Origin of the sequence: Luteimonas sp. 9C (assembly GCF_902506295.1) — a bacterium.
In the GTDB taxonomy this organism is placed as follows: domain Bacteria; phylum Pseudomonadota; class Gammaproteobacteria; order Xanthomonadales; family Xanthomonadaceae; genus Luteimonas.
This window is the reverse complement of record NZ_LR733313.1, coordinates 324,919-342,965: the sequence shown is the minus strand read 5'-3', so window position 1 is coordinate 342,965 and position 18,047 is coordinate 324,919. Positions and strand designations below refer to the sequence as shown.

Sequence of the window (18,047 nt, the reverse complement as noted above, 5' to 3'; positions counted from 1 at the left end):
GATGATCCGACTGCTGCTGTCGATCCTGCTGGGGCTGTGTGCGACGCCCCTGCTCGCGCAGGAACGCATCCTTTCCTACGACAGCGAACTGCAGGTCAACGCGGACGGCAGTCTCGACGTGACCGAGCGCATTCGCGTGCGCGCCGAAGGGCAGAACATCCGCCGCGGCATCTATCGCGATTTCCCGACGCGTTACAGGGATCGCCACGGCAACCGGGTCGTCGTCGACTTCGAGATGCTCGGCTTGCTGCGCGACGGCCGTACCGAGCCGTACTTCATCGAACAGTTGAACAACGGCGTGCGGGTGAACTTCGGCGGCGACGATTTCCTGCCGGTGCCAGCTGCGTTCACCTATGAGTTGCGCTATCGCACGTCGCGCCAGATCGGCTTCTTCGATGCGCATGACGAGCTGTACTGGAATGCGATCGGCCTGGGCTGGATGTTTCCGATCGAGGCGGGCAGCGTGACCTTGCGTCTGCCGGACGCCGTGCCCGTCGACGCGCTGTTGCCGGAGTGCTGGACCGGCCCGCAGGGTTCGCGTGCGCAGGCCTGCACGGCCGTGGTCACGGGGCCAAGCGAGGCGCGCTGGACGCTGACCGCACCGTTGGACCCGGGCGAAGGGCTGACCACGGTGCTGGCGTTCCCGAAGGGACTGGCGCCGGAGCCGACCACCGCGCAGAAAGCGCACTGGCTGTTGCGCGACAACCGCGCACCGTTGATCGCGCTGGTGGGGTTGCTGTCGCTGCTCGCGTTCGGCTTCCAGCGCTGGTTTGCGGTGGGCCGCGACCCGAAAGCAGGCACGATCATCGTGCTGTACGACCCGCCGGATGATCTGTCGCCTGCGGCGTTGCGACATATCGAGAAGAACCACACGGATACGCGTGCGTTCTCGGCCGATGTGCTGTCGCTGGCGGTGGCGCGCCGGCTGGAGATCCACCGCAACAAGAAGCTGCTCGAAGAAGACTGGCGAGTGGAGCGCAGCGCGGGCGAAGGGCGGCCGGTGTCTGCGGAGCAGGACGCGCTTTTGACTGATCTTTTCAAGGACGGCGACCAGCTTGAACTCGACAACACCCACGCCAGCCGTATGCAGACGATTCTCGCGGCGCACCAGAAGCGCATCAAGGCGGCGATGAAGCTGCGCTTTCCGAAGGGCCTGTACCGCTACAACGGCAAGAGCCTGTTCGGCCTGCTGGCGATCCTGCTGGGTTTCGGTGCCGCGACGTTCACCTTTGGTGGCGGGCAAGGGCTGCTGCCGGCGATCGTCATCGTCGTGCTGATGGTGGTCGCGTTCTTCGTGTTCCTGTTCCTGATTCCGGCAGTCACGCCGGACGGCCGCGCAATGCGCGACCGCATCGATGGCTTCAAGCGTTATCTGACCGTCGCCGACCAGCAGGACCTGGCGCGGCTCAAGGGGCCGGGCGACGACGCGCCACTGCATGCCGACCGCTTCGAATTCCTGCTGCCGTATGCGGTGGCGTTGGAGGTCGAGGATGCGTGGACGCAGAAGTTCACCGCGGCCGTCGGTGCGGCGGCGGTTGCGGGGGCCACTGCGTCGATGACCTGGTATCACGCGACCGGGCACCTCGGCAGCGGCGGCGCCGGCGACATCGCCGGCTTCAGCAAGGCGATCGGCAACAGCTTCAGCGCGCAGATCGCGTCGTCATCGACGCCGCCGGGCAGTGCGTCGGGGAGTTCGTCCGGCGGTGGTGGCGGCGGGTTCTCGGGTGGCGGCGTCGATGACGACGCGATCTGCGCGCTGAAGCTGTTGCCGATCGCCTTGCTGAAGCCGGCGATGTCGCCGGCGCCGCCGCTGCCGAGGTGCCCGGTCGCGTGATACCAGGTCATCGACGCAGTGGCCCCCGCAANCATCGGCACAGTTTAACGGCGGCGTGGCGGAGGCGGGCGGGGTGGACATCGCGGATTCCTGGCGGGGCGCTGTGCGGCGCGACCTTAGCACGCGGCCGTGTGCCGCCCGCCGCCGTTAAACTGTGCCGATGGACGAAGACGCACGCGCACGTTTTTCCGGCATCGAACGCCTCTACGGGCAAGGCAGCGTCACGCGCCTGCTGCAGCGGCACGTCGCGGTCGTCGGTCTGGGCGGTGTGGGCTCATGGGTCGCCGAAGCGCTCGCGCGCACCGGCGTCGGCGCGCTGACCCTGATCGACGCCGACGACATCTGCGTGTCCAACACCAACCGGCAGTTGCCCGCGCTCACCGGGCATTACGGCCGCAACAAGGCCGAAGCCATGGCCGAGCGCTGCCGCGCGATCAACCCGTCGATGACGCTGCATGCCGTCCAGGCGTTCGTGACGCCGGGCAATCTGGAGGAGATGCTGGGCGGCGGTTTCGATCTCGTCATCGACGCCTGCGACAGCTTCCGCAGCAAGGTCGAGCTGATCGCCTGGTGCCGGCGGCGCAAATTGCCGGTGATCACGGTCGGCGCCGCGGGCGGGCGCATCGATCCGACCCTGGTGCGGGTGCGCGACCTGTCGCGCACCGAGCACGATGCGATGCTCGCGCTGATCCGCAAGAAACTGCGCGCGGAATTCAACTTCCCCAAGACGCCCAAGCGCTACTTCGGCGTGTCGGCGATCTACTCGCTGGAGAACGTGCGCTATCCCCAGGCCGACGGGACCGTCTGCGGACTGCGGCCCCAGCTGGGCCCGGACGCGGCGCTGAACCTCGATTGCGGAAGCGGCCTGGGCGCGGCGACGCACATCACCGGCGCCTTCGCGTTCGCGGCGGTCGGCCGCGCGATCGAACTGCTGCTCAAGCCCCCGGCAGACGTCGCCGCCTGAGCGCACGCCTCACGCGGCGGCGATCCTGAAAAGCGACAGTGCATTGCGCGTGGTCTGCGCGGCGACCGCGTCAGGCGTAATCCCGCGCAAGGCCGCCACGACATCGCGGATGCGCGTCAGCCGTGCCGGTTCGTTGCGCTGGCCGCGATGGTCGGCATCGGGCTGGTCGGGGGCGTCGGTCTCGAGCAGCAGTTGTTCGAGCGGCATCCCTTCGACCACGCGATGCAGGCGCTTCGCGCGGTCGAAGGTCAGCGGCCCGCCGAGTCCGATCAGGAACCCGAGTTTCCACAGCTGCGCGGCCTGTTCCGGGCTGCCGCTGAAACTGTGGACCACGCCGCGCAGGCCGTCGAAACGGCGCAGCAGACCGATCGTCTGTTCCACCGCACGCCGCGCATGCACGATCACCGGCAGGTCCTGCGCGTGTGCAAGCCGCAGTTGCCCTTCGAAGTACTGCAACTGCGCATCCGCATCGAGACCGTCGACGAAATGATCCAGCCCGCATTCGCCGATCGCCACCGGGCGCTCGCGTGCCACCCACTCGGCGAGCGCATCGAGATGCGCGGGCCGGTGGTGGGCGAGAAAGGTCGGATGCAGTCCGTAGCTGGCATGCAGGCCGGGCGCCGCGGCGCAGACCGCGCGCAACTTCGGCCAGGCCTCGGCATGCGTCGCCGGCACCACCTGGTGCGCAATCCCGGCCTGTCGGGCGCGCGCGACCACTGCGTCCCGGTCGGGATCAAACTCGGGCGCGTCGAGATGGCAGTGGCTGTCGACCAGCACGGGCGCGGTCAGGAGCGACGGGCCTCGCCGTCGAGCGGCGGTCGGGGCGCCGCATCACCCGACTTGGGCGTGCGCTTGCGCTTGGCCAGCACGACGGTCGCCAGGCCGAGCAGGACCTCGTCGACCAGGATGATCGGATCGGGAATCAGGAGGTTCACGCCGAACAGCACGGCGACGACCATGAAGATGCGCGGATAACTCAGCCGCGACAGCCAGGCGATGAGCGGGGCGGACAATGGGTTGCGCACGGCAGGCTCCAGCGGCGGGATACGTCAGCAGATGGACGCTAGCACGCCGGTTCGCAACCCCGGTTTAGCGGGTCGTCAGCCTGGAGGGCCGTTTTCCGGTGGCTGTTCAGCATGCGGATGCTGCAATCGGCACCAAGAACGAAACAGGCCGTCCAGGTCGAAAGGAGAGAGCGATGAAGAGCAACACGATCGCGATTGCATTGGCATCCCTGCTCGTGGGTGGCGTGGCCGTCGGGGCGTATCACAACAGCCGCGACGCCGCCGATCCGGTTGCGGGCGCGGATGTCCCCGGCGCCATCGATGCCCGGACCGGCGAACCCATCGAGGCTGAGCGCGATGCGCTCGACTACGCGGATGTCGTCGACGTGCGCCCGGTGACCGAGACCGGACAGCTCTACGCGACGGTGCTCGGCAGCGAGCCCATCCGCGAGACCATGACTAGCAGTTCGCCGCGCGAGGTCTGCGAAGACGTGGTCGTGCAGGAGCGTCTGCCCGAGCGCGACGGCAACGTGGGCGGCACCGTGGCCGGAGCGCTGATCGGCGGCCTGGTCGGCAACCAGATCGGCAGCGGCAACGGTCGCAAGCTGGCGACCGCGGCGGGTGCCACCGCCGGTGGCTTCGTGGGCAACCGGGTCGACCGCAACCATGTCGGCGGCCGGGTGACCGAGCGTGTCGATCGCCAGTGCCGCACGGTGCAGGACTCGTCGCAGTCCTCGCGCGTCGTGGCCTACAACGTGAGCTACCGCAATCCGGACGGCACGACCGGTTCGATGCGCACCGATGCCAAGCCGGGCAACCGCATCCTGCTGGGTGACGAAGAGCGCACGGTCGGTTACGACGTGACCTACGTCTACGACGGCACCGAGCGCACGATCCGCATGGACGAGCAGCCGGCGGAGCGTTTGCCGGTCATCAACGGTCGCATCATGACCGCTGCGCTGGAGTCGTCCGCCGACCGCCAGTGATCTGACCGTCTGATCGCGTGACCCGAAGGGCCGGCCATACGCCGGCCCTTCGCGTGTCCGGGCGGTCTCGGCACGCGATCGTTGCCCTCGATACAATCGAGCGATCACCCTCCGGGACGATCCGCCATGGCCCTGCATCCCTACGATCTGTACGACGTGCGTTCGCTGCTGACCGACGAGGAGCGTGCGGTCCAGGATGCGGTCGCGCGCTTCACCGACGAACGCGTGCTGCCGATCATCGGCGACTGTTTCGACCAGGCGCGCTTCCCGCACGATCTCGTTCCCGAGATGGCGGGCCTCGGCCTGCTGGGCGCGACGCTGCCGGAGGCATATGGCTGCGCCGGGCTCAATTCGGTCAGCTACGGGCTGATCTGCCAGGAACTCGAGCGCGGCGACTCGGGTCTGCGCAGCTTCGCCAGCGTGCAGTCCTCGCTGTGCATGTACCCGATCTTCGCCTACGGCAGCGAAGACCAGCGCCGACGCTGGCTGCCGGATATGGCCAAGGGTGAGGTCATCGGCTGCTTCGGATTGACCGAAGCGCACGGCGGCTCGGATCCGGCGAACATGAAGACCCATGCGAAGCGCGACGGCGACGACTGGGTGCTCAATGGCTCGAAGATGTGGATCACCAACGGCAATCTGGCCCACGTGGCGATCGTCTGGGCGCAGACCGAGGACGGCATCCAGGGCTTCCTGGTCGAGAAGGACTTCGCCGGCTTCACCGCGCAGGAAATCAAGCACAAGATGAGCCTGCGGGCGTCGGTGACCAGCGCGCTGTATTTCGACGGCGTGCGCGTGCCGGAGGCGAACCGCCTGCCGAACGTCAAAGGTCTGAAGGGTCCGCTGGGCTGTCTGACGCAGGCGCGTTACGGCATCACCTGGGGACCGATCGGCGCGGCGATCGCCTGTCTCGACGAGGCGCTGAACTATTCGAAGGAGCGCATCCTGTTCGAACGCCCGGTCGCGGCGACGCAAAGCGCGCAGATCAAGATGGCCGACTGGGCGCGCCGCATCACGACCGCGCAGCTGCTGTCGCTGCAGCTCGGTCGCTTGAAGGACGCGGGCAACATGCAGCCCACGCAGGTCAGCCTCGCGAAGTGGAACAACTGCCGCATGGCGATCGACATCGCGCGCGAGGCGCGGGACCTGCTCGGCGGCGCCGGCATCACCACCGAACACAGCCCGATCCGCCACGCGCTCAATCTCGAATCGGTGATCACCTACGAGGGGACGGAAACGGTCCATCAGCTCGTGGTGGGGCGTGAGCTGACCGGCATCAACGCGTTCTGAGATCCGGTCATCCGGACGCCGCGTGCGTCCGGATCCAGCGCCGTTGCAACGACGTTCCAGGAGGCACGCGTGTCGTATCCGGAAGTCCAGCTCGAAACCGAACGGCTGATCCTGCGCCTGCCGCGGATCGGGGATTTCGAGCGCTACGCGGACCTGATGGCCGACGAGGCTGCCTGCCGGTACATCGGCGGCCACCTGCCGCGCGGCGCGGCGTGGCGCAAGTTCCTGCAGATGCCGGGCGCATGGGCGGTGCAGGGCTTCGCGATGTTCTCGGTCATCGACAAGGCCGACGGCCGCTGGCTCGGGCAGATGGGCCCGTGGCAGCCGGACGGCTGGCCGGGCACCGAGATCGGCTACGCGTTCCATCCCGATGCGTGGGGACGCGGCTACGCCCTCGAATCCGCGGTGGCCGCGATCGACTGGGCGTTCGACACGCTCGGGTGGGACGAGATCGTCCATTGCATCGCGCCGGAGAACCGGGCCTCGCAGCACGTCGCCCAGCGATTGGGTTCGACCCTGCGCGGCCCGGTGCGCCTGCCGGCGCCGGCGCACGAGGCGACCGTCGAGCTGTGGGGGCAGACGCGTACGCAGTGGCAGGCGCGCCTCCGAAGCGCGCCAGGCGTCATCGATATGCCGGCGCCCGCGCCGGTCAACGCCGCGAGGACCGCGGCCCCGGACTGAAGGTGATTCGATGTTCGCAGTCGTTCCCGATCTGATTCCTGCCCGCATGAAGGGCCTCAACCGCGCCGAGATCTGCGACGCGAATTTCCAGCAGTTCGTCCGCGACTGGCCGGGTCCGGCCGGTGCGGCACCCGACGATGACGCGCCGGTGCTCGACGGCAGCGCGCTCGATGCGCGCGGTTTCCTGGAGCTGTTCGAATCGCAGCTGATCAGCCGCCATCTCGATCTGATGGCGCGGGTGCTGCGCGTCCAGAACAAGGTTTTCTACACGATCGGCTCCAGCGGCCACGAAGGCAATGCGATGGTGGCGCGCGCCACGCGGCATACCGATCCGGCCTTCCTGCATTACCGCAGCGGCGGCTTCATGGCCGAGCGGTTCCGCAAGGTGCCGGGTATGGATCCGGTGATGGATTCGGCGCTGTCGTTCGCTGCCAGTGCGGACGATCCGGCCAGCGGCGGCCGGCACAAGGTCTGGGGCAGCAAACCGTTGTGGGTGCTGCCGCAGACCTCGACGATCGCCTCGCACCTGCCCAAGGCGCTGGGCACCGCGATCGCGATCGAACACGCGCGTCGGATCGGTCACGCACTGCCGGTGCCGGCCGACAGCATCGTGGTGTGCTCGTTCGGCGATGCGTCGAGCAACCATGCGACCGCGCAGACGGCGTTCAACGCCGCGGCCTACACCGCGTACCAGAAGCTGCCGGCGCCGGTGCTGTTCGTCTGCGAGGACAACGGGATCGGCATTTCGGTGAAGACACCCGATGGCTGGATCGCACGCAACTTCGCGCACCGGCCGGATCTCGATTATTTCGCCGCCGACGGCCTGGATCTGGCGGCGGGCTATGGCGCGGTCGAGCGGGCGGTCGCGCATTGCCGGCGCACGCGCCGGCCGACGTTCCTGCATCTGCGCACGACGCGGCTGATGGGCCATGCGGGTACCGATTTCGAGATCGAATGGCGTGACCTGGCCGAGCTGTGTGCTGTGGAGGCCGGCGATCCCCTGCTGCGCAGCGCGGCGATCGCACTTGAATCCGGTCTGCTGTCCGGCCGCGATCTGCTGGCACTCTATGAAGCGACGCGCCTGCGCTGCTTCGCCGCCGCGGAAGACGCCGACCGCCGTCCACGCCTGACCCGGCTCGATGACGTCATGGCCCCCCTGGCGCCGTATTCGCCCGAGCAGGTGCATGCCGAGGCAACGCGCGTGCCCGACATCGCGGCGCGCGTGGCGGGCTTCGGCAGCGAGGCAGGGCTGCCCGAACGCCAGCCGGCGAAACATCTGGCCGTACAGATCAACCAGGCGCTGCACGACCTGTTCGCCAAATATCCCGAATCCCTGCTGTTCGGCGAGGACGTCGCGAAGAAGGGCGGTGTCTACACGGTGACCAAGGGTCTGCAGAAAACGTTCGGCGGGCGTCGCGTGTTCAACACGCTGCTCGACGAGACGACGATCCTCGGCCTGGCGCAGGGCTTCGCCAACATGGGCATGCTCGCGCTGCCCGAGATCCAGTACCTGGCGTACTTCCACAACGCCGGCGACCAGATCCGCGGCGAGGCGGCGAGCCTGCAATTCTTCAGCAACGGCCAGTACCGCAACCCGATGGTCGTGCGGATCGCGTCGCTGGGTTACCAGCGCGGGTTCGGCGGGCATTTCCACAACGACAATTCGATTGCGGCACTGCGCGACATTCCCGGCATCGTGGTCGGCTGTCCGTCGCGCGGCGACGATGCGGCCACGATGCTGCGCACGCTGGCCGCGATGGCGAAGGTCGACGGGCGCGTCTGCCTGTTCCTGGAGCCGATCGCGCTGTACATGACCAAGGATCTCCACACCGCCGGCGACGGCGGCTGGTCGACCCCGTATCCGGCGCCGGATCAGGCGATGCCCTTCGGCGAGGCCCGGATCTATGACCCGGACGCGACCGATCTGGTCGTGCTGACGTTCGGCAACGGGGTGCCGATGAGCCTGCGCGCGGCGCGTGCGATCGAAGCCGAGCGCGGCTGGCAGGTGCGCGTGGTCGACCTGCGCTGGCTGCTGCCGCTCAACGAGGGCGAGATCGCGCGCCATGTCGGCGCATGTGCGCGGGTCCTGGTGGTCGACGAGGGCCGGCGCAGCGCCGGCGTGGGCGAGGGCATCGTCACCGCGATCGCGGAGGCCGGCTTCGGCGACGTGCCGCTGCGACGCGTGGTGGGCGCCGATACGTTCACGCCGCTGGCAGGCGCGGCGTTCCTGGTGATTCCATCGGAGCGCGATATCGTCGCCGCGGCGCTGACGATGGTGTGAGCGCCGCGCCCGGACCCGCCCGGCGGTGGCGTCCGTCCTCGACAGGCCGCCTCCCGCAACGGGAGGCGGGATCGATCGGAGTGCGGCGGCGTTTCAGTCCGCCAGACGCACCCGGACCTCCACGCGCCGGTTCGGTGCGAGACAGGCGATCAGCGCCTGACCGCGCTCCGAACCGCACTCGGCCACCGGCTCCACGTCGCCGCGACCGACGGCGGTGATGCGGTCGGCCGGTACGCCGTGCTCCACCAGATAACTGCGCACGGCGTCGGCCCGGCGGTTCGACAGGCGCAGGTTGGCCTGCCGGTTGCCGATGCGGTCGCTGTGGCCGATGACGTGCACGATCTCCAGTGGGCGCCCGGACAGTCGGCCGGCAAGCGCGTCGAGCGCGGCGCGTCCAGCGGGACTGATGGCGTCGATGTCGGCCTTGCCGAACGCGAACAGGCCGTCGGCGTCGAGTTGTTCGACGAACGCGGTCGGCTCGGGTGGCGGTGGCGGGGCCTGCGGTGGCGCGGGCGTGGAGCTGACGCAGGCCGCGAGTAGAGATGCGACCACGGATGCGGCCAACGCCGCAGACAGCGAGCTGTGCTTCATGACGTCCCCTTGGCTGGTTCCCCTGACGCGTGCCGCCACGCGGGCGGCGGCCCGTGCGGCGACGGCTTCGACATTCCCCAGGGCGCGTGGCGCCCCCTGTCGCGGCCGAGCATAGCAGCCGGATCACGACCGTCGGATGGCGGCTTGCGCGGTCGATCCGGCGAGCGTCAGCGGGCCAGGCCGTCCAGCAGCGGGAGGTCGCTGACGTCGACGCCGTCGACCTGCAGCGGGGCGTCGGCACGTTCCAGCGGCAGCACGGCGAGCAGCAGGTCTCCCGCGACGGAGACGACCTTGCCCAGGGCCTGGTCCCCGGTGCGCACATCGGCGCCCGCCACGGCATCCGGCGCGCCGCGCAGGACGGCCAGGCCACGTTTGGCCTGGCCGAGGAAGTGGGTGCGCGCGACGATTTCCTGGCCCGGATAGCAGCCCTTGGACACGCTGAAGGCGCGCAGGCGCTCCATCGACAGCTGCTGCGGCGTCCATTGCTCGCTCTGCCCGGCGTCGAGCCGGGGCAGTCCATGGGCGAGGTCGCAGGCGCGCCAGCGCTGTTGCGCATCCGGATCGATGGCGAAGACCGGATCGGTTTCGCGCAGGGACAGGGTGCGCGGATCCGAGGGTGCGCCGAGATCCAGCTCGATCATCGCGCCATCGATGGCGGCACTCGCGCCGCGCGCAACCGATGGCAATGCGAACCGTCCCATCGCAGAAACGCCGCTGCGGACCTCGATCGAGACCTTGCTGCGGAAGACGTAGCGTTTCAACGATGTCGCCAATGCGGCGATATCGGCATCGAGCACGATCAGGTCGAGCCGCTCGGCGCTGTGCCGCAGAACGGCGAACAAGGCAATCACACGCCCCTTCGGCGTCAACCAACCGCTCCACTGCCACGCTCCGTCGCCGAGCGCGGCGATGTCGCTCATGAACTGCGCCTGCGCGAATGCGATGCAGTCGCGTCCGCGCAGCGTCAACGACGCGATGTCCGGCAGCGCGAATGCAGGCGCGGAAGTGGATTGCAGCTTGTCTGACATGCCAGTGGGAACTAAAATTGAATGGATGACCAACCCCGACATCATAGGCGAGCAGGCGGACACACCGCCGTCGACGCCGGCGGAAATGCCTGTTCCGGCATCGCCGCAGACCGAGGAGATCGGGGGCCGTGACGGCCTTGATCCCACGCGCTATGGCGATTGGGAAAAGAACGGTCGTTGCATCGATTTCTGATCCGTCACGTCGCGTCTGGCGCGCGGGTCCGCAGTACCAGCCACGCGGCGAGACGCCGCCAGCGAGGAGAGCACCACAACGATGGCACACCGTAACCGTCCCCTGTCACCGTTCATGCTCGGCACGCTCTATCGCCTGCAGATCACATCGGTGATGTCCCTGATGCACCGGGTGACCGGCATCATCGCCTCGATCGGCGCATTCGGTCTCGCCTGGTGGTTGCTTGCGGTCGCCCAGGGCGGCGACGCCTACGCGAGCGCATCGGCCTGTCTCGCCTCGCCGCTGGGCACGCTCGCACTCGCGGCGTTCTCCTTCGCGCTGGTCTACCACCTGCTCAACGGCATCCGCCACCTGATGTGGGATGCGGGCATGGGCTTCGAACTGCCGGAGGTCTATCGCTCCGGGTACACCGTGATCACCCTGGCCGTCGTGCTGACGGCCGTGATCTGGTTCATTGCATTGCGGGGTGGCGCATGAGCGAGTCGAAGACGCCGGTCGAGGTCGTGCGCCAGCGCGATTTCCGCACGCCGGTCGGTCGCGCACGCGGCCTGGGGTCTGGCAAGACCGGAACCGGTCATTTCTGGTGGCAGCGCGTCACCGCGGTGGCGCTGGTGCCGCTGGTCGCCTGGTTCATCGGCACGCTGGTGTCGCTGGCCGGCGCGGATCTCGTCACCGTGCAGACCGTCATCGCGCGTCCGTTCAACGCGATCGCGTTCGGACTGTTCGCCATCGTGATGTTCTGGCACGCCAAGCTTGGCCTGCAGGTGGTGATCGAGGATTACATCCACCAGCGCGCACTGGAGGTCAGCCTCCAGCTCCTCGTCACATTCGCCTGCGCCGCCGGCGCGCTCGCATCGCTGTACGCGATTGCGCGCATCGCACTGCTGGGCTGAGAACCACATGACCAACGCCTACAAGATCACCGAACACACCTACGACATGATCGTCGTCGGCGCCGGCGGCGCCGGCCTGCGCGCGACCTTCGGACTGGCCCACAAGGGCCTGCAGACCGCATGTCTGACCAAGGTCTTCCCGACGCGCTCGCATACCGTTGCGGCGCAGGGCGGCATCTCCGCCGCGCTCGGCAACATGGGCGACGACGACTGGCGCTACCACTTCTACGACACGATCAAGGGCTCCGACTGGCTGGGCGACCAGGACGCCATCCAGTACATGTGCCGCGAGGCCATCCCCGCGATCATCGAGCTCGAGCACCAGGGCGTGCCGTTCTCGCGCACCGAAGAGGGCAAGATCTACCAGCGTCCGTTCGGTGGCATGACCACCGAATACGGCAAGGGCATCGCCCAGCGCACCTGCGCGGCGGCCGACCGTACCGGCCACGCGATCCTGCACACGCTCTACCAGCAGTCGCTGGCGCACGACGCGCGCTTCTTCATCGAGTACTTCGCGCTCGACCTGATCATGGACGAGGACGGCGCCTGCCGCGGCGTGCTCGCGCTCGACATGGCCGAGGGCACGCTGCATCTGTTCCGCGCCCAGGGCGTGGTGCTGGCGACCGGTGGCTACGGCCGTGCGTATTTCTCCGCGACCTCCGCCCACACCTGCACGGGTGACGGCGGCGGCATGGCGCTGCGCGCGGGCTTGGGCCTGCAGGACATGGAGTTCGTGCAGTTCCACCCGACCGGCATCTACGGCGCGGGCTGCCTGATCACCGAAGGCGTGCGCGGCGAAGGCGGCATCCTGCGCAACGCCAGCGGCGAGCGTTTCATGGAGCGCTACGCGCCGAACGCCAAGGATCTCGCCTCGCGCGACGTCGTCTCGCGTTCGATGACGATGGAAATCCGCGAAGGCCGCGGCGTGGGCGAACACCAGGATCACATCCATCTGGACCTGACCCACCTCGACCCGAAGGAAATCCACGAGAAGCTGCCCGGCATCGCCGAGAGCGCGCGGATCTTCGCCGGCGTCGACGTCGAGAAGCAGCCGATTCCGGTGATTCCGACCGTCCACTACAACATGGGTGGCATTCCGACCAACTACCACGGCGAAGTCGTGCAGTTGAAGGACGGCAATCCGGATGCGGTGGTCCCGGGTCTGTACGCGATCGGCGAGGCTGCCTGCGTGTCGGTGCACGGCGCCAACCGCTTGGGCTCGAACTCGCTGCTCGACTTGGTGGTCTTCGGCCGCGCGGTCGCGAACCGTTGCGCCGAGACGATCACGCCGAACGCGCGCCACAAGCCGCTCGCCAAGGATGCCTGCGACAAGTCGCTGGCGAACCTCGACAAGCTGCGCCACGCGACCGGCGGCACGCCGACCTCGGTGATCCGCGACAAGATGCAGCGCACGATGCAGAACGACGCCGCGGTGTTCCGCACCAGCAAGACGCTGGCCGAGGGCGTCGACAAGATCCGCGAGATCCACGCGTCCTTCGCCGACGTCAAGGTCAGCGACCGGTCGATGGTCTGGAACTCGGACCTGATCGAGACCATGGAACTGCAGAACCTGCTGGGCCAGGCGCTGGTGACCATCGTGTCGGCCGAGAACCGCAAGGAATCCCGGGGCGCGCACGCGCACGAGGACTTCCCGGACCGCGACGACGAGAACTGGCACAAGCACACGCTGTGCTGGGCCGACGATGCCGGCAACACGCAGATCGATTACCGCCCGGTGCACATGTACACGCTCGACGACGAAGTCGAAGTCGTGCCGCCGAAAGCACGCGTTTACTGAGCCGGGGACCCCAGATGGCAGAATTTTCGCTCCCGAAGAATTCCAAGGTGCAGCAGGGCCGGCACTTCCCGGCCACGGGCGCCACGCGCACGCGCACCTTCAAGGTCTATCGCTGGAATCCCGACGACGGCCGCAACCCGTCCACGGACACCTACGAGATCGATCTCGACAAGTGCGGTCCGATGGTTCTCGACGCGCTGATCAAGATCAAGAACGAGATCGACCCGACGCTGACCTTCCGCCGGTCGTGCCGCGAGGGCATCTGCGGTTCATGCGCGATGAACATCGACGGCACGAACACGCTGGCCTGTACCCGTGCGATCGAGGACTGCCAGAAGGCCGAGGTGCCGATCTACCCGCTGCCGCACATGGAAGTGGTCAAGGATCTGGTGCCCGACCTGACCCATTTCTATGCGCAGTACGCCTCGATCCAGCCTTGGATCCGCACCCAGAGTGCGGCGCCTCCGGACCGCGAGCGCCTGCAGTCCAAGGAAGACCGCGCCAAGCTGGACGGTCTGTACGAGTGCATCCTGTGCGCCTGTTGTTCGACCAGCTGCCCGAGCTACTGGTGGAACGGCGAGCGCTACCTCGGCCCGGCGGTCCTGCTGCAGGCCTACCGCTGGATCATCGACAGCCGCGACGAAGACACCGGTGCGCGTCTGGACGATCTGGAAGATCCGTTCAAGCTCTACCGCTGCCACACGATCATGAACTGTGCCCGGACCTGCCCCAAGGGTCTGAATCCGGCCAAGGCGATCGGCGAGATCAAGCAGCTGATGCTGGCGCGACGCGGCTGATCGACGCGTGTCCGGTCGATGCGCCTGCATCGATCGGACACGCCGCACGGCGATGACCTACGACGACGCCACCGAACTCCGTCGCCTGCGCTGGCGCAGCCGTCGGGGCATGCGCGAGCTCGACCGGCTGTTCGAACGCTGGCTCGACCGCTGCTGGTCGACATCCACCGAAGCCGAACGCGAGGTTTTCCGACGGCTGCTGGATTGCGAGGACGATAGGCTCTGGAAATGGTTCCTCGGCCATGAGCGTCCCGACGATGCGCAGCTCGACACCCTCGTCCAGTCGATCCGGCAGCTCCCGCCCGGCTGAACCGCTGCCGCTGCGATTGGCATGGCGGCCCTCGATCCTGTTGCAGAACGCACTCGGTGTCCTCGGCGCCGGTGCCTGCGTGGCGCTCTGGCTGTCGGAACTGCCGCCGCTCGCCGCCGTGTGCGGGATGCCGCCGGTCATCGCCGCCACTGTCTATTGCATCGCCTGCGAGCGGCGTGCCCCGGTGCGCGCACTCGTCATCGATGCCGCAGGTGCCGCCCATCTCGATGGCGTCGTCCTCGACACCCCGCACATCGAATGGCGGGGCCCGCTGGCGATCCTGCGCTGGCGGGAGGGGCGGCGTCGACGGCATCTGCTGTGGTGGCCCGACCGCCTGCCGCCGCCCGCACGACGTGAACTCCGACTGGCCGCATCCGCCCTCGCGACGCGACCGCCGACGGATTCGATGGCACCATAGCGACGCCCCGGGCGGGCGGTGCACCGGCGGAGCTGCCGCAGGCGCCGCGGCCCCCATGACCGGACGTCCATGCTCAGACCCATTCCTGCCGCCATCGGCCTGCGTTATCTCAGGGCCAAACGGCGCAACGGCTTCATCTCCTTCATCTCGCTGGCCTCGATCCTCGGCATCGCCATCGGCGTGACCGTGCTGATCACCACGCTCGCGGTGATGAGCGGCTTCCAGAAGGAAATCCGCGACCGCATGCTCGGCATGGTCGCGCACGCGACGATCAGCGCCGACGGCGACACGCTGTCGAACTGGCAGCGTGCGGTCGACGTGGCGCGCGAGGATGCCCGCGTCGCCGGCGCCGCGCCCTACGTCGACACCCAGGCGCTGCTGCGCGGCCGTCGCAATGAGCCGGCTGCGGTGCGCGCGATCGTGCCCGAGGACGAGTCGCAGGTGTCCGATCTCGCCACGTCGATGGTCATCGGCAAGCTCGAGGATCTGCAGCCGGGCACGTTCAACATCGTGCTCGGGCGCGAACTCGCGCTGTGGCTGGGCGTGGGCGTGGGCGATAGCGTCATCGTGACCACCGATTTCCAGGTCACGCCGATGGGCGCGGTGCCGCAGCTCAAGCGCTTCACCGTCAGCGGCATTTTCGAAGCCGGCTACCAGGATTTCGACCGCCGCCTGGCCGTGGTCAATCTCAGTGATGCGCAACGTCTGCTACGGATCGGCGACGGCGTCACCGGCGTGCGCCTGAAACTGCACGACATGGATCGCGCGCAGGAGGTCACGCGCGATCTGGTGCACAAGCTGGGCGGCGTGTATCGCGTGAGCGACTGGAGCATCGAGAACGCGAACATGTTCCGGGCGCTCAAACTCGAGAAGACGATGATCGGCATCCTGTTGTCGCTGATCATCGTCATGGGCTCGTTCAATCTCGTCGCCTCCCAGGTGAGCCTGGTGACGGACAAGCAGGCCGACATCGCCATCCTGCGCACGCTGGGGCTCACGCCCGGCGGGGTCATGCAGGTGTTCATGGTGCAGGGCACGATGATCGGCGTGATCGGCACGATCCTCGGCATCACCGGGGGCCTGCTGCTCACCTTCAATCTCGAACACATCCTCGGCGCGATCGAACGCCTGTTCGGCGTCGTGCTGATGCCCGAGGACGTCTATTACGTGACCGGCCTGCCGATCGACCTGCAGGTCAGCGACGTGGTGATGATCGCCAGCGTCGCCCTGGTGATGGCCTTCGTCGCGACGATCTATCCGGCGCTGCGCGCGGCGCGCACGGCCCCGGCGGAGGCGCTGCGCTATGAGTGACATGACCACTGCTGCACGCTCCACCGCGCCCGACACCGTCGTGCTGGCCGCCGAGGGCCTGGGCAAGACCTATGCCGAGGGCACGTTGAACACGCCGGTGTTCGACGGTCTGGACTTCGCGGTGCGCGCCGGCGAGACGGTCGCGATCCTCGGCGCGTCCGGCGCCGGCAAGAGCACGCTGCTGCATCTGCTCGGCGGGCTGGATACGCCGACCACGGGCGAGGTATTCGTGTCCGGGCAGAAGATGAGCGCGCTGTCGAACGCCGCGCGCGGCACGCTGCGCAACCGTTCGCTGGGCTTCGTCTACCAGTTCCATCACCTGCTGCCGGAGTTCACGGCGCTGGAGAACGTGATGTTGCCGGCGCTGCTCAACGGCGCCACCGATGCCGACGCGACCCGGCGTTCGCGCGATCTGCTGGAGACCGTCGGTCTCGGCCATCGACTCGCGCACAAGCCGGGCGAACTGTCGGGCGGCGAACGACAGCGGGCGGCCGTGGCGCGTGCGCTGGTCAACAAGCCCGCCTGCGTGCTCGGCGACGAGCCCACCGGCAACCTCGACGAACGCACCGCGGCGACGGTGTTCGAGCTGATGCTCGAGCTCAACCGCGCGCAGCACACCAGCCTGGTGCTGGTGACCCACGACCGCCGTCTCGCGCGCAAGCTCGACCGGGTCATGGAGCTGCACCAGGGCAAGCTGCGCGAGGTCGCCAAGGACGACGTCTGAGGCGTGACCCGTTGAGGGCGCGCTGGGACCGCGAAGAGGCGTTGCCGCTCGGGTCCGGCGCGGGCGTGCAGCGCTATTCGCTCGGCTTGGCCGCTTCCGACGGGCGCTGGCTTGCGGCGCGTCGCGACAGCACCGCTTCGCGATGGGCGATGTAACCGTTCGCGCCGAACACGATGCCGGCGCCGATGGCGGTCCACATGTCGATGACTTCGCCGAACAGCCACCAGCCGAACAGCACGACGATCGGCAGCTGCACGAAGCTGATCGGCTGCAGCGCCGACACCTCGCCCAGCCGCAGTGCCCGTGTCCACAGCCACTGGCCCAGCGTGCCGAGCACGCCGGTGGCGACCAGCCACCACCACACCGTCGGACTCGGCCAGACCCACTGGAACAGGGCGGGGACCAGCGACAGCGGGACCCACAGCAGATACGTGTAGAACACGATCGTGTCGGGTGCGTCCAGCTTCGAGAGCTGCTTCATCTGGATCGCCACCAGGGCCGCGAGCAGCGCACCGATGACCGGCACCAGCATCGCCGTCGTGAACGCCACACCCGGCCGCAGGATGACCAGCACGCCGAGAAACCCGGCCGAAACCGCCATCCAGCGCCGGATGCGCACGACTTCGCCGAGCCAGATCACCGCGGCGATCGTTGCGAACAGCGGCGCCGCGTACGACAGCGATACCGCTTGCGACAGTGGCAGATGACCGATGGCCCAGAACGCGCACAGCATCGAGCCCAGCCCGACCACGGTGCGGACCACGTAGCGGCCCAGGTTGCGCGTGCGCGGCAGCCCGGCGCCGCCGCGCAGCAGGATCGGCAGCAGCGCTAGCAGGCCGAAGAAATTGCGGAAGAACGCCACCTCGGTGGTCGGAATGGTGGCCGAGGCGTAGCGGATCGCGATCGCCATCAAAGCGAACGCCGAGGTGCTGCCGAGCATCAGC

At 68.2% G+C, this 18,047-nt stretch carries 20 protein-coding genes; 15 read left to right on the top strand and 5 right to left on the bottom strand.

Going from position 1 to position 18,047, the window contains the following annotated elements:
- Position 1 precedes the first annotated feature (1 nt).
- Both CURTO8I2_RS14640 and CURTO8I2_RS14635 read left to right on the top strand, forming a co-directional pair.
- On the top strand, positions 2–1,834 hold the full coding sequence (locus tag CURTO8I2_RS14640) for a DUF2207 domain-containing protein (RefSeq protein ID WP_159681977.1): 1,833 nt from the start codon (positions 2–4) through the stop codon (positions 1,832–1,834).
- 160 nt (positions 1,835–1,994) lie between these two features.
- Entirely contained in the window at positions 1,995–2,798 is an 804-nt protein-coding gene (locus CURTO8I2_RS14635; RefSeq protein WP_159681976.1) for a tRNA threonylcarbamoyladenosine dehydratase, read from the top strand.
- Between the two features lie 9 nt (positions 2,799–2,807).
- Here the strand turns inward: CURTO8I2_RS14635 and CURTO8I2_RS14630 are convergent, their stop codons facing one another.
- Together CURTO8I2_RS14630 and CURTO8I2_RS14625 are read right to left on the bottom strand one after the other, a co-directional pair.
- The gene (locus CURTO8I2_RS14630; protein ID WP_236551175.1) at positions 2,808–3,575 is read right to left on the bottom strand and encodes a TatD family hydrolase; all 768 of its coding nucleotides are present in this window, start codon (positions 3,573–3,575) and stop codon (positions 2,808–2,810) included.
- A gap of 8 nt (positions 3,576–3,583) precedes the next feature.
- The gene (locus CURTO8I2_RS14625) at positions 3,584–3,823 is read right to left on the bottom strand and encodes a DUF6116 family protein (RefSeq protein WP_159681975.1); all 240 of its coding nucleotides are present in this window, start codon (positions 3,821–3,823) and stop codon (positions 3,584–3,586) included.
- Between the two features lie 173 nt (positions 3,824–3,996).
- Here CURTO8I2_RS14625 and CURTO8I2_RS14620 point away from each other — a divergent pair, with 173 nt between their 5' ends.
- From CURTO8I2_RS14620 to CURTO8I2_RS14605, 4 genes are all read left to right on the top strand, one after another.
- Positions 3,997–4,788: a glycine zipper 2TM domain-containing protein gene (locus CURTO8I2_RS14620; protein WP_159681974.1), complete on the top strand. Its 792-nt coding sequence runs from the start codon at positions 3,997–3,999 to the stop codon at positions 4,786–4,788.
- Positions 4,789–4,914: 126 nt separating this feature from the next.
- Entirely contained in the window at positions 4,915–6,078 is a 1,164-nt protein-coding gene (locus CURTO8I2_RS14615) for an acyl-CoA dehydrogenase family protein (RefSeq protein WP_159681973.1), read from the top strand.
- A 69-nt stretch (positions 6,079–6,147) separates the two neighbouring features.
- Positions 6,148–6,759: a GNAT family N-acetyltransferase gene (locus CURTO8I2_RS14610; RefSeq protein WP_159681972.1), complete on the top strand. Its 612-nt coding sequence runs from the start codon at positions 6,148–6,150 to the stop codon at positions 6,757–6,759.
- A gap of 10 nt (positions 6,760–6,769) precedes the next feature.
- Positions 6,770–9,040 carry a thiamine pyrophosphate-dependent enzyme gene (locus CURTO8I2_RS14605; RefSeq protein WP_159681971.1) on the top strand — a complete coding sequence of 757 codons (2,271 nt, stop codon included), beginning with the start codon at positions 6,770–6,772 and terminating at the stop codon, positions 9,038–9,040.
- 93 nt (positions 9,041–9,133) lie between these two features.
- On the opposite strand, the gene CURTO8I2_RS14600 is transcribed toward CURTO8I2_RS14605, so the two are convergent.
- Together CURTO8I2_RS14600 and CURTO8I2_RS14595 are read right to left on the bottom strand one after the other, a co-directional pair.
- On the bottom strand, positions 9,134–9,631 hold the full coding sequence (locus CURTO8I2_RS14600; RefSeq protein WP_159681970.1) for an OmpA family protein: 498 nt from the start codon (positions 9,629–9,631) through the stop codon (positions 9,134–9,136).
- Between the two features lie 167 nt (positions 9,632–9,798).
- Positions 9,799–10,551 carry a folate-binding protein gene (locus CURTO8I2_RS14595; RefSeq protein WP_236551174.1) on the bottom strand — a complete coding sequence of 251 codons (753 nt, stop codon included), beginning with the start codon at positions 10,549–10,551 and terminating at the stop codon, positions 9,799–9,801.
- Here CURTO8I2_RS14595 and CURTO8I2_RS15505 point away from each other — a divergent pair.
- From CURTO8I2_RS15505 to lolD, 9 genes are all read left to right on the top strand, one after another.
- A complete protein-coding gene (locus CURTO8I2_RS15505) occupies positions 10,541–10,852 on the top strand; it encodes a succinate dehydrogenase assembly factor 4 (RefSeq protein WP_236551173.1) in 312 nt (103 codons plus the stop codon). The two genes, CURTO8I2_RS14595 and CURTO8I2_RS15505, sit on opposite strands and share 11 nt — an antisense overlap.
- An 81-nt stretch (positions 10,853–10,933) precedes the next feature.
- Positions 10,934–11,329: a succinate dehydrogenase, cytochrome b556 subunit gene (gene sdhC, locus CURTO8I2_RS14585; RefSeq protein WP_159681968.1), complete on the top strand. Its 396-nt coding sequence runs from the start codon at positions 10,934–10,936 to the stop codon at positions 11,327–11,329.
- On the top strand, positions 11,326–11,745 hold the full coding sequence (gene sdhD / locus CURTO8I2_RS14580) for a succinate dehydrogenase, hydrophobic membrane anchor protein (RefSeq protein WP_159681967.1): 420 nt from the start codon (positions 11,326–11,328) through the stop codon (positions 11,743–11,745). Before sdhC ends, sdhD begins: the two co-directional genes overlap by 4 nt.
- A 7-nt stretch (positions 11,746–11,752) precedes the next feature.
- Positions 11,753–13,543: a succinate dehydrogenase flavoprotein subunit gene (gene sdhA / locus CURTO8I2_RS14575; protein WP_159681966.1), complete on the top strand. Its 1,791-nt coding sequence runs from the start codon at positions 11,753–11,755 to the stop codon at positions 13,541–13,543.
- Positions 13,544–13,557: 14 nt separating this feature from the next.
- A complete protein-coding gene (locus CURTO8I2_RS14570) occupies positions 13,558–14,340 on the top strand; it encodes a succinate dehydrogenase iron-sulfur subunit (protein WP_159681965.1) in 783 nt (260 codons plus the stop codon).
- A 52-nt stretch (positions 14,341–14,392) separates the two neighbouring features.
- A complete protein-coding gene (locus CURTO8I2_RS14565) occupies positions 14,393–14,650 on the top strand; it encodes a succinate dehydrogenase assembly factor 2 (protein WP_159681964.1) in 258 nt (85 codons plus the stop codon).
- Between the two features lie 40 nt (positions 14,651–14,690).
- Positions 14,691–15,068, top strand: a complete 378-nt coding sequence (locus CURTO8I2_RS14560; RefSeq protein WP_236551172.1) for a hypothetical protein — start codon at positions 14,691–14,693, stop codon at positions 15,066–15,068.
- A 69-nt stretch (positions 15,069–15,137) separates the two neighbouring features.
- Entirely contained in the window at positions 15,138–16,379 is a 1,242-nt protein-coding gene (locus tag CURTO8I2_RS14555) for a lipoprotein-releasing ABC transporter permease subunit (RefSeq protein WP_159681962.1), read from the top strand.
- A gap of 1 nt (position 16,380) precedes the next feature.
- Positions 16,381–17,103 carry a lipoprotein-releasing ABC transporter ATP-binding protein LolD gene (gene lolD / locus CURTO8I2_RS14550; RefSeq protein WP_159681961.1) on the top strand — a complete coding sequence of 241 codons (723 nt, stop codon included), beginning with the start codon at positions 16,381–16,383 and terminating at the stop codon, positions 17,101–17,103.
- A gap of 73 nt (positions 17,104–17,176) precedes the next feature.
- Here the strand turns inward: lolD and CURTO8I2_RS14545 are convergent, their stop codons facing one another.
- Complete coding sequence (locus tag CURTO8I2_RS14545) at positions 17,177–18,043, bottom strand: DMT family transporter (protein ID WP_159682140.1); 867 nt, start codon at positions 18,041–18,043, stop codon at positions 17,177–17,179.
- Positions 18,044–18,047 lie beyond the last annotated feature (4 nt).

Excerpts from the sequence above, each read along its gene's own strand:
- sdhA (WP_159681966.1), top strand. The coding sequence starts at position 11,753 with ATGACCAACGCCTACAAGATCACCGAACACACCTACGACATGATCGTC.
- CURTO8I2_RS14595 (WP_236551174.1), bottom strand. The coding sequence starts at position 10,551 with ATGAGCGACATCGCCGCGCTCGGCGACGGAGCGTGGCAGTGGAGCGGT.
- CURTO8I2_RS14565 (WP_159681964.1), top strand. The coding sequence starts at position 14,393 with ATGACCTACGACGACGCCACCGAACTCCGTCGCCTGCGCTGGCGCAGC.
- CURTO8I2_RS14635 (WP_159681976.1), top strand. The coding sequence starts at position 1,995 with ATGGACGAAGACGCACGCGCACGTTTTTCCGGCATCGAACGCCTCTAC.
- CURTO8I2_RS14605 (WP_159681971.1), top strand. The coding sequence starts at position 6,770 with ATGTTCGCAGTCGTTCCCGATCTGATTCCTGCCCGCATGAAGGGCCTC.
- sdhD (WP_159681967.1), top strand. The coding sequence starts at position 11,326 with ATGAGCGAGTCGAAGACGCCGGTCGAGGTCGTGCGCCAGCGCGATTTC.
- sdhC (WP_159681968.1), top strand. The coding sequence starts at position 10,934 with ATGGCACACCGTAACCGTCCCCTGTCACCGTTCATGCTCGGCACGCTC.
- CURTO8I2_RS15505 (WP_236551173.1), top strand. The coding sequence starts at position 10,541 with ATGTCGCTCATGAACTGCGCCTGCGCGAATGCGATGCAGTCGCGTCCG.
- lolD (WP_159681961.1), top strand. The coding sequence starts at position 16,381 with ATGACCACTGCTGCACGCTCCACCGCGCCCGACACCGTCGTGCTGGCC.
- CURTO8I2_RS14570 (WP_159681965.1), top strand. The coding sequence starts at position 13,558 with ATGGCAGAATTTTCGCTCCCGAAGAATTCCAAGGTGCAGCAGGGCCGG.
- CURTO8I2_RS14620 (WP_159681974.1), top strand. The coding sequence starts at position 3,997 with ATGAAGAGCAACACGATCGCGATTGCATTGGCATCCCTGCTCGTGGGT.
- CURTO8I2_RS14555 (WP_159681962.1), top strand. The coding sequence starts at position 15,138 with ATGCTCAGACCCATTCCTGCCGCCATCGGCCTGCGTTATCTCAGGGCC.
- CURTO8I2_RS14545 (WP_159682140.1), bottom strand. The coding sequence starts at position 18,043 with ATGCTCGGCAGCACCTCGGCGTTCGCTTTGATGGCGATCGCGATCCGC.
- CURTO8I2_RS14600 (WP_159681970.1), bottom strand. The coding sequence starts at position 9,631 with ATGAAGCACAGCTCGCTGTCTGCGGCGTTGGCCGCATCCGTGGTCGCA.
- CURTO8I2_RS14640 (WP_159681977.1), top strand. The coding sequence starts at position 2 with ATGATCCGACTGCTGCTGTCGATCCTGCTGGGGCTGTGTGCGACGCCC.
- CURTO8I2_RS14615 (WP_159681973.1), top strand. The coding sequence starts at position 4,915 with ATGGCCCTGCATCCCTACGATCTGTACGACGTGCGTTCGCTGCTGACC.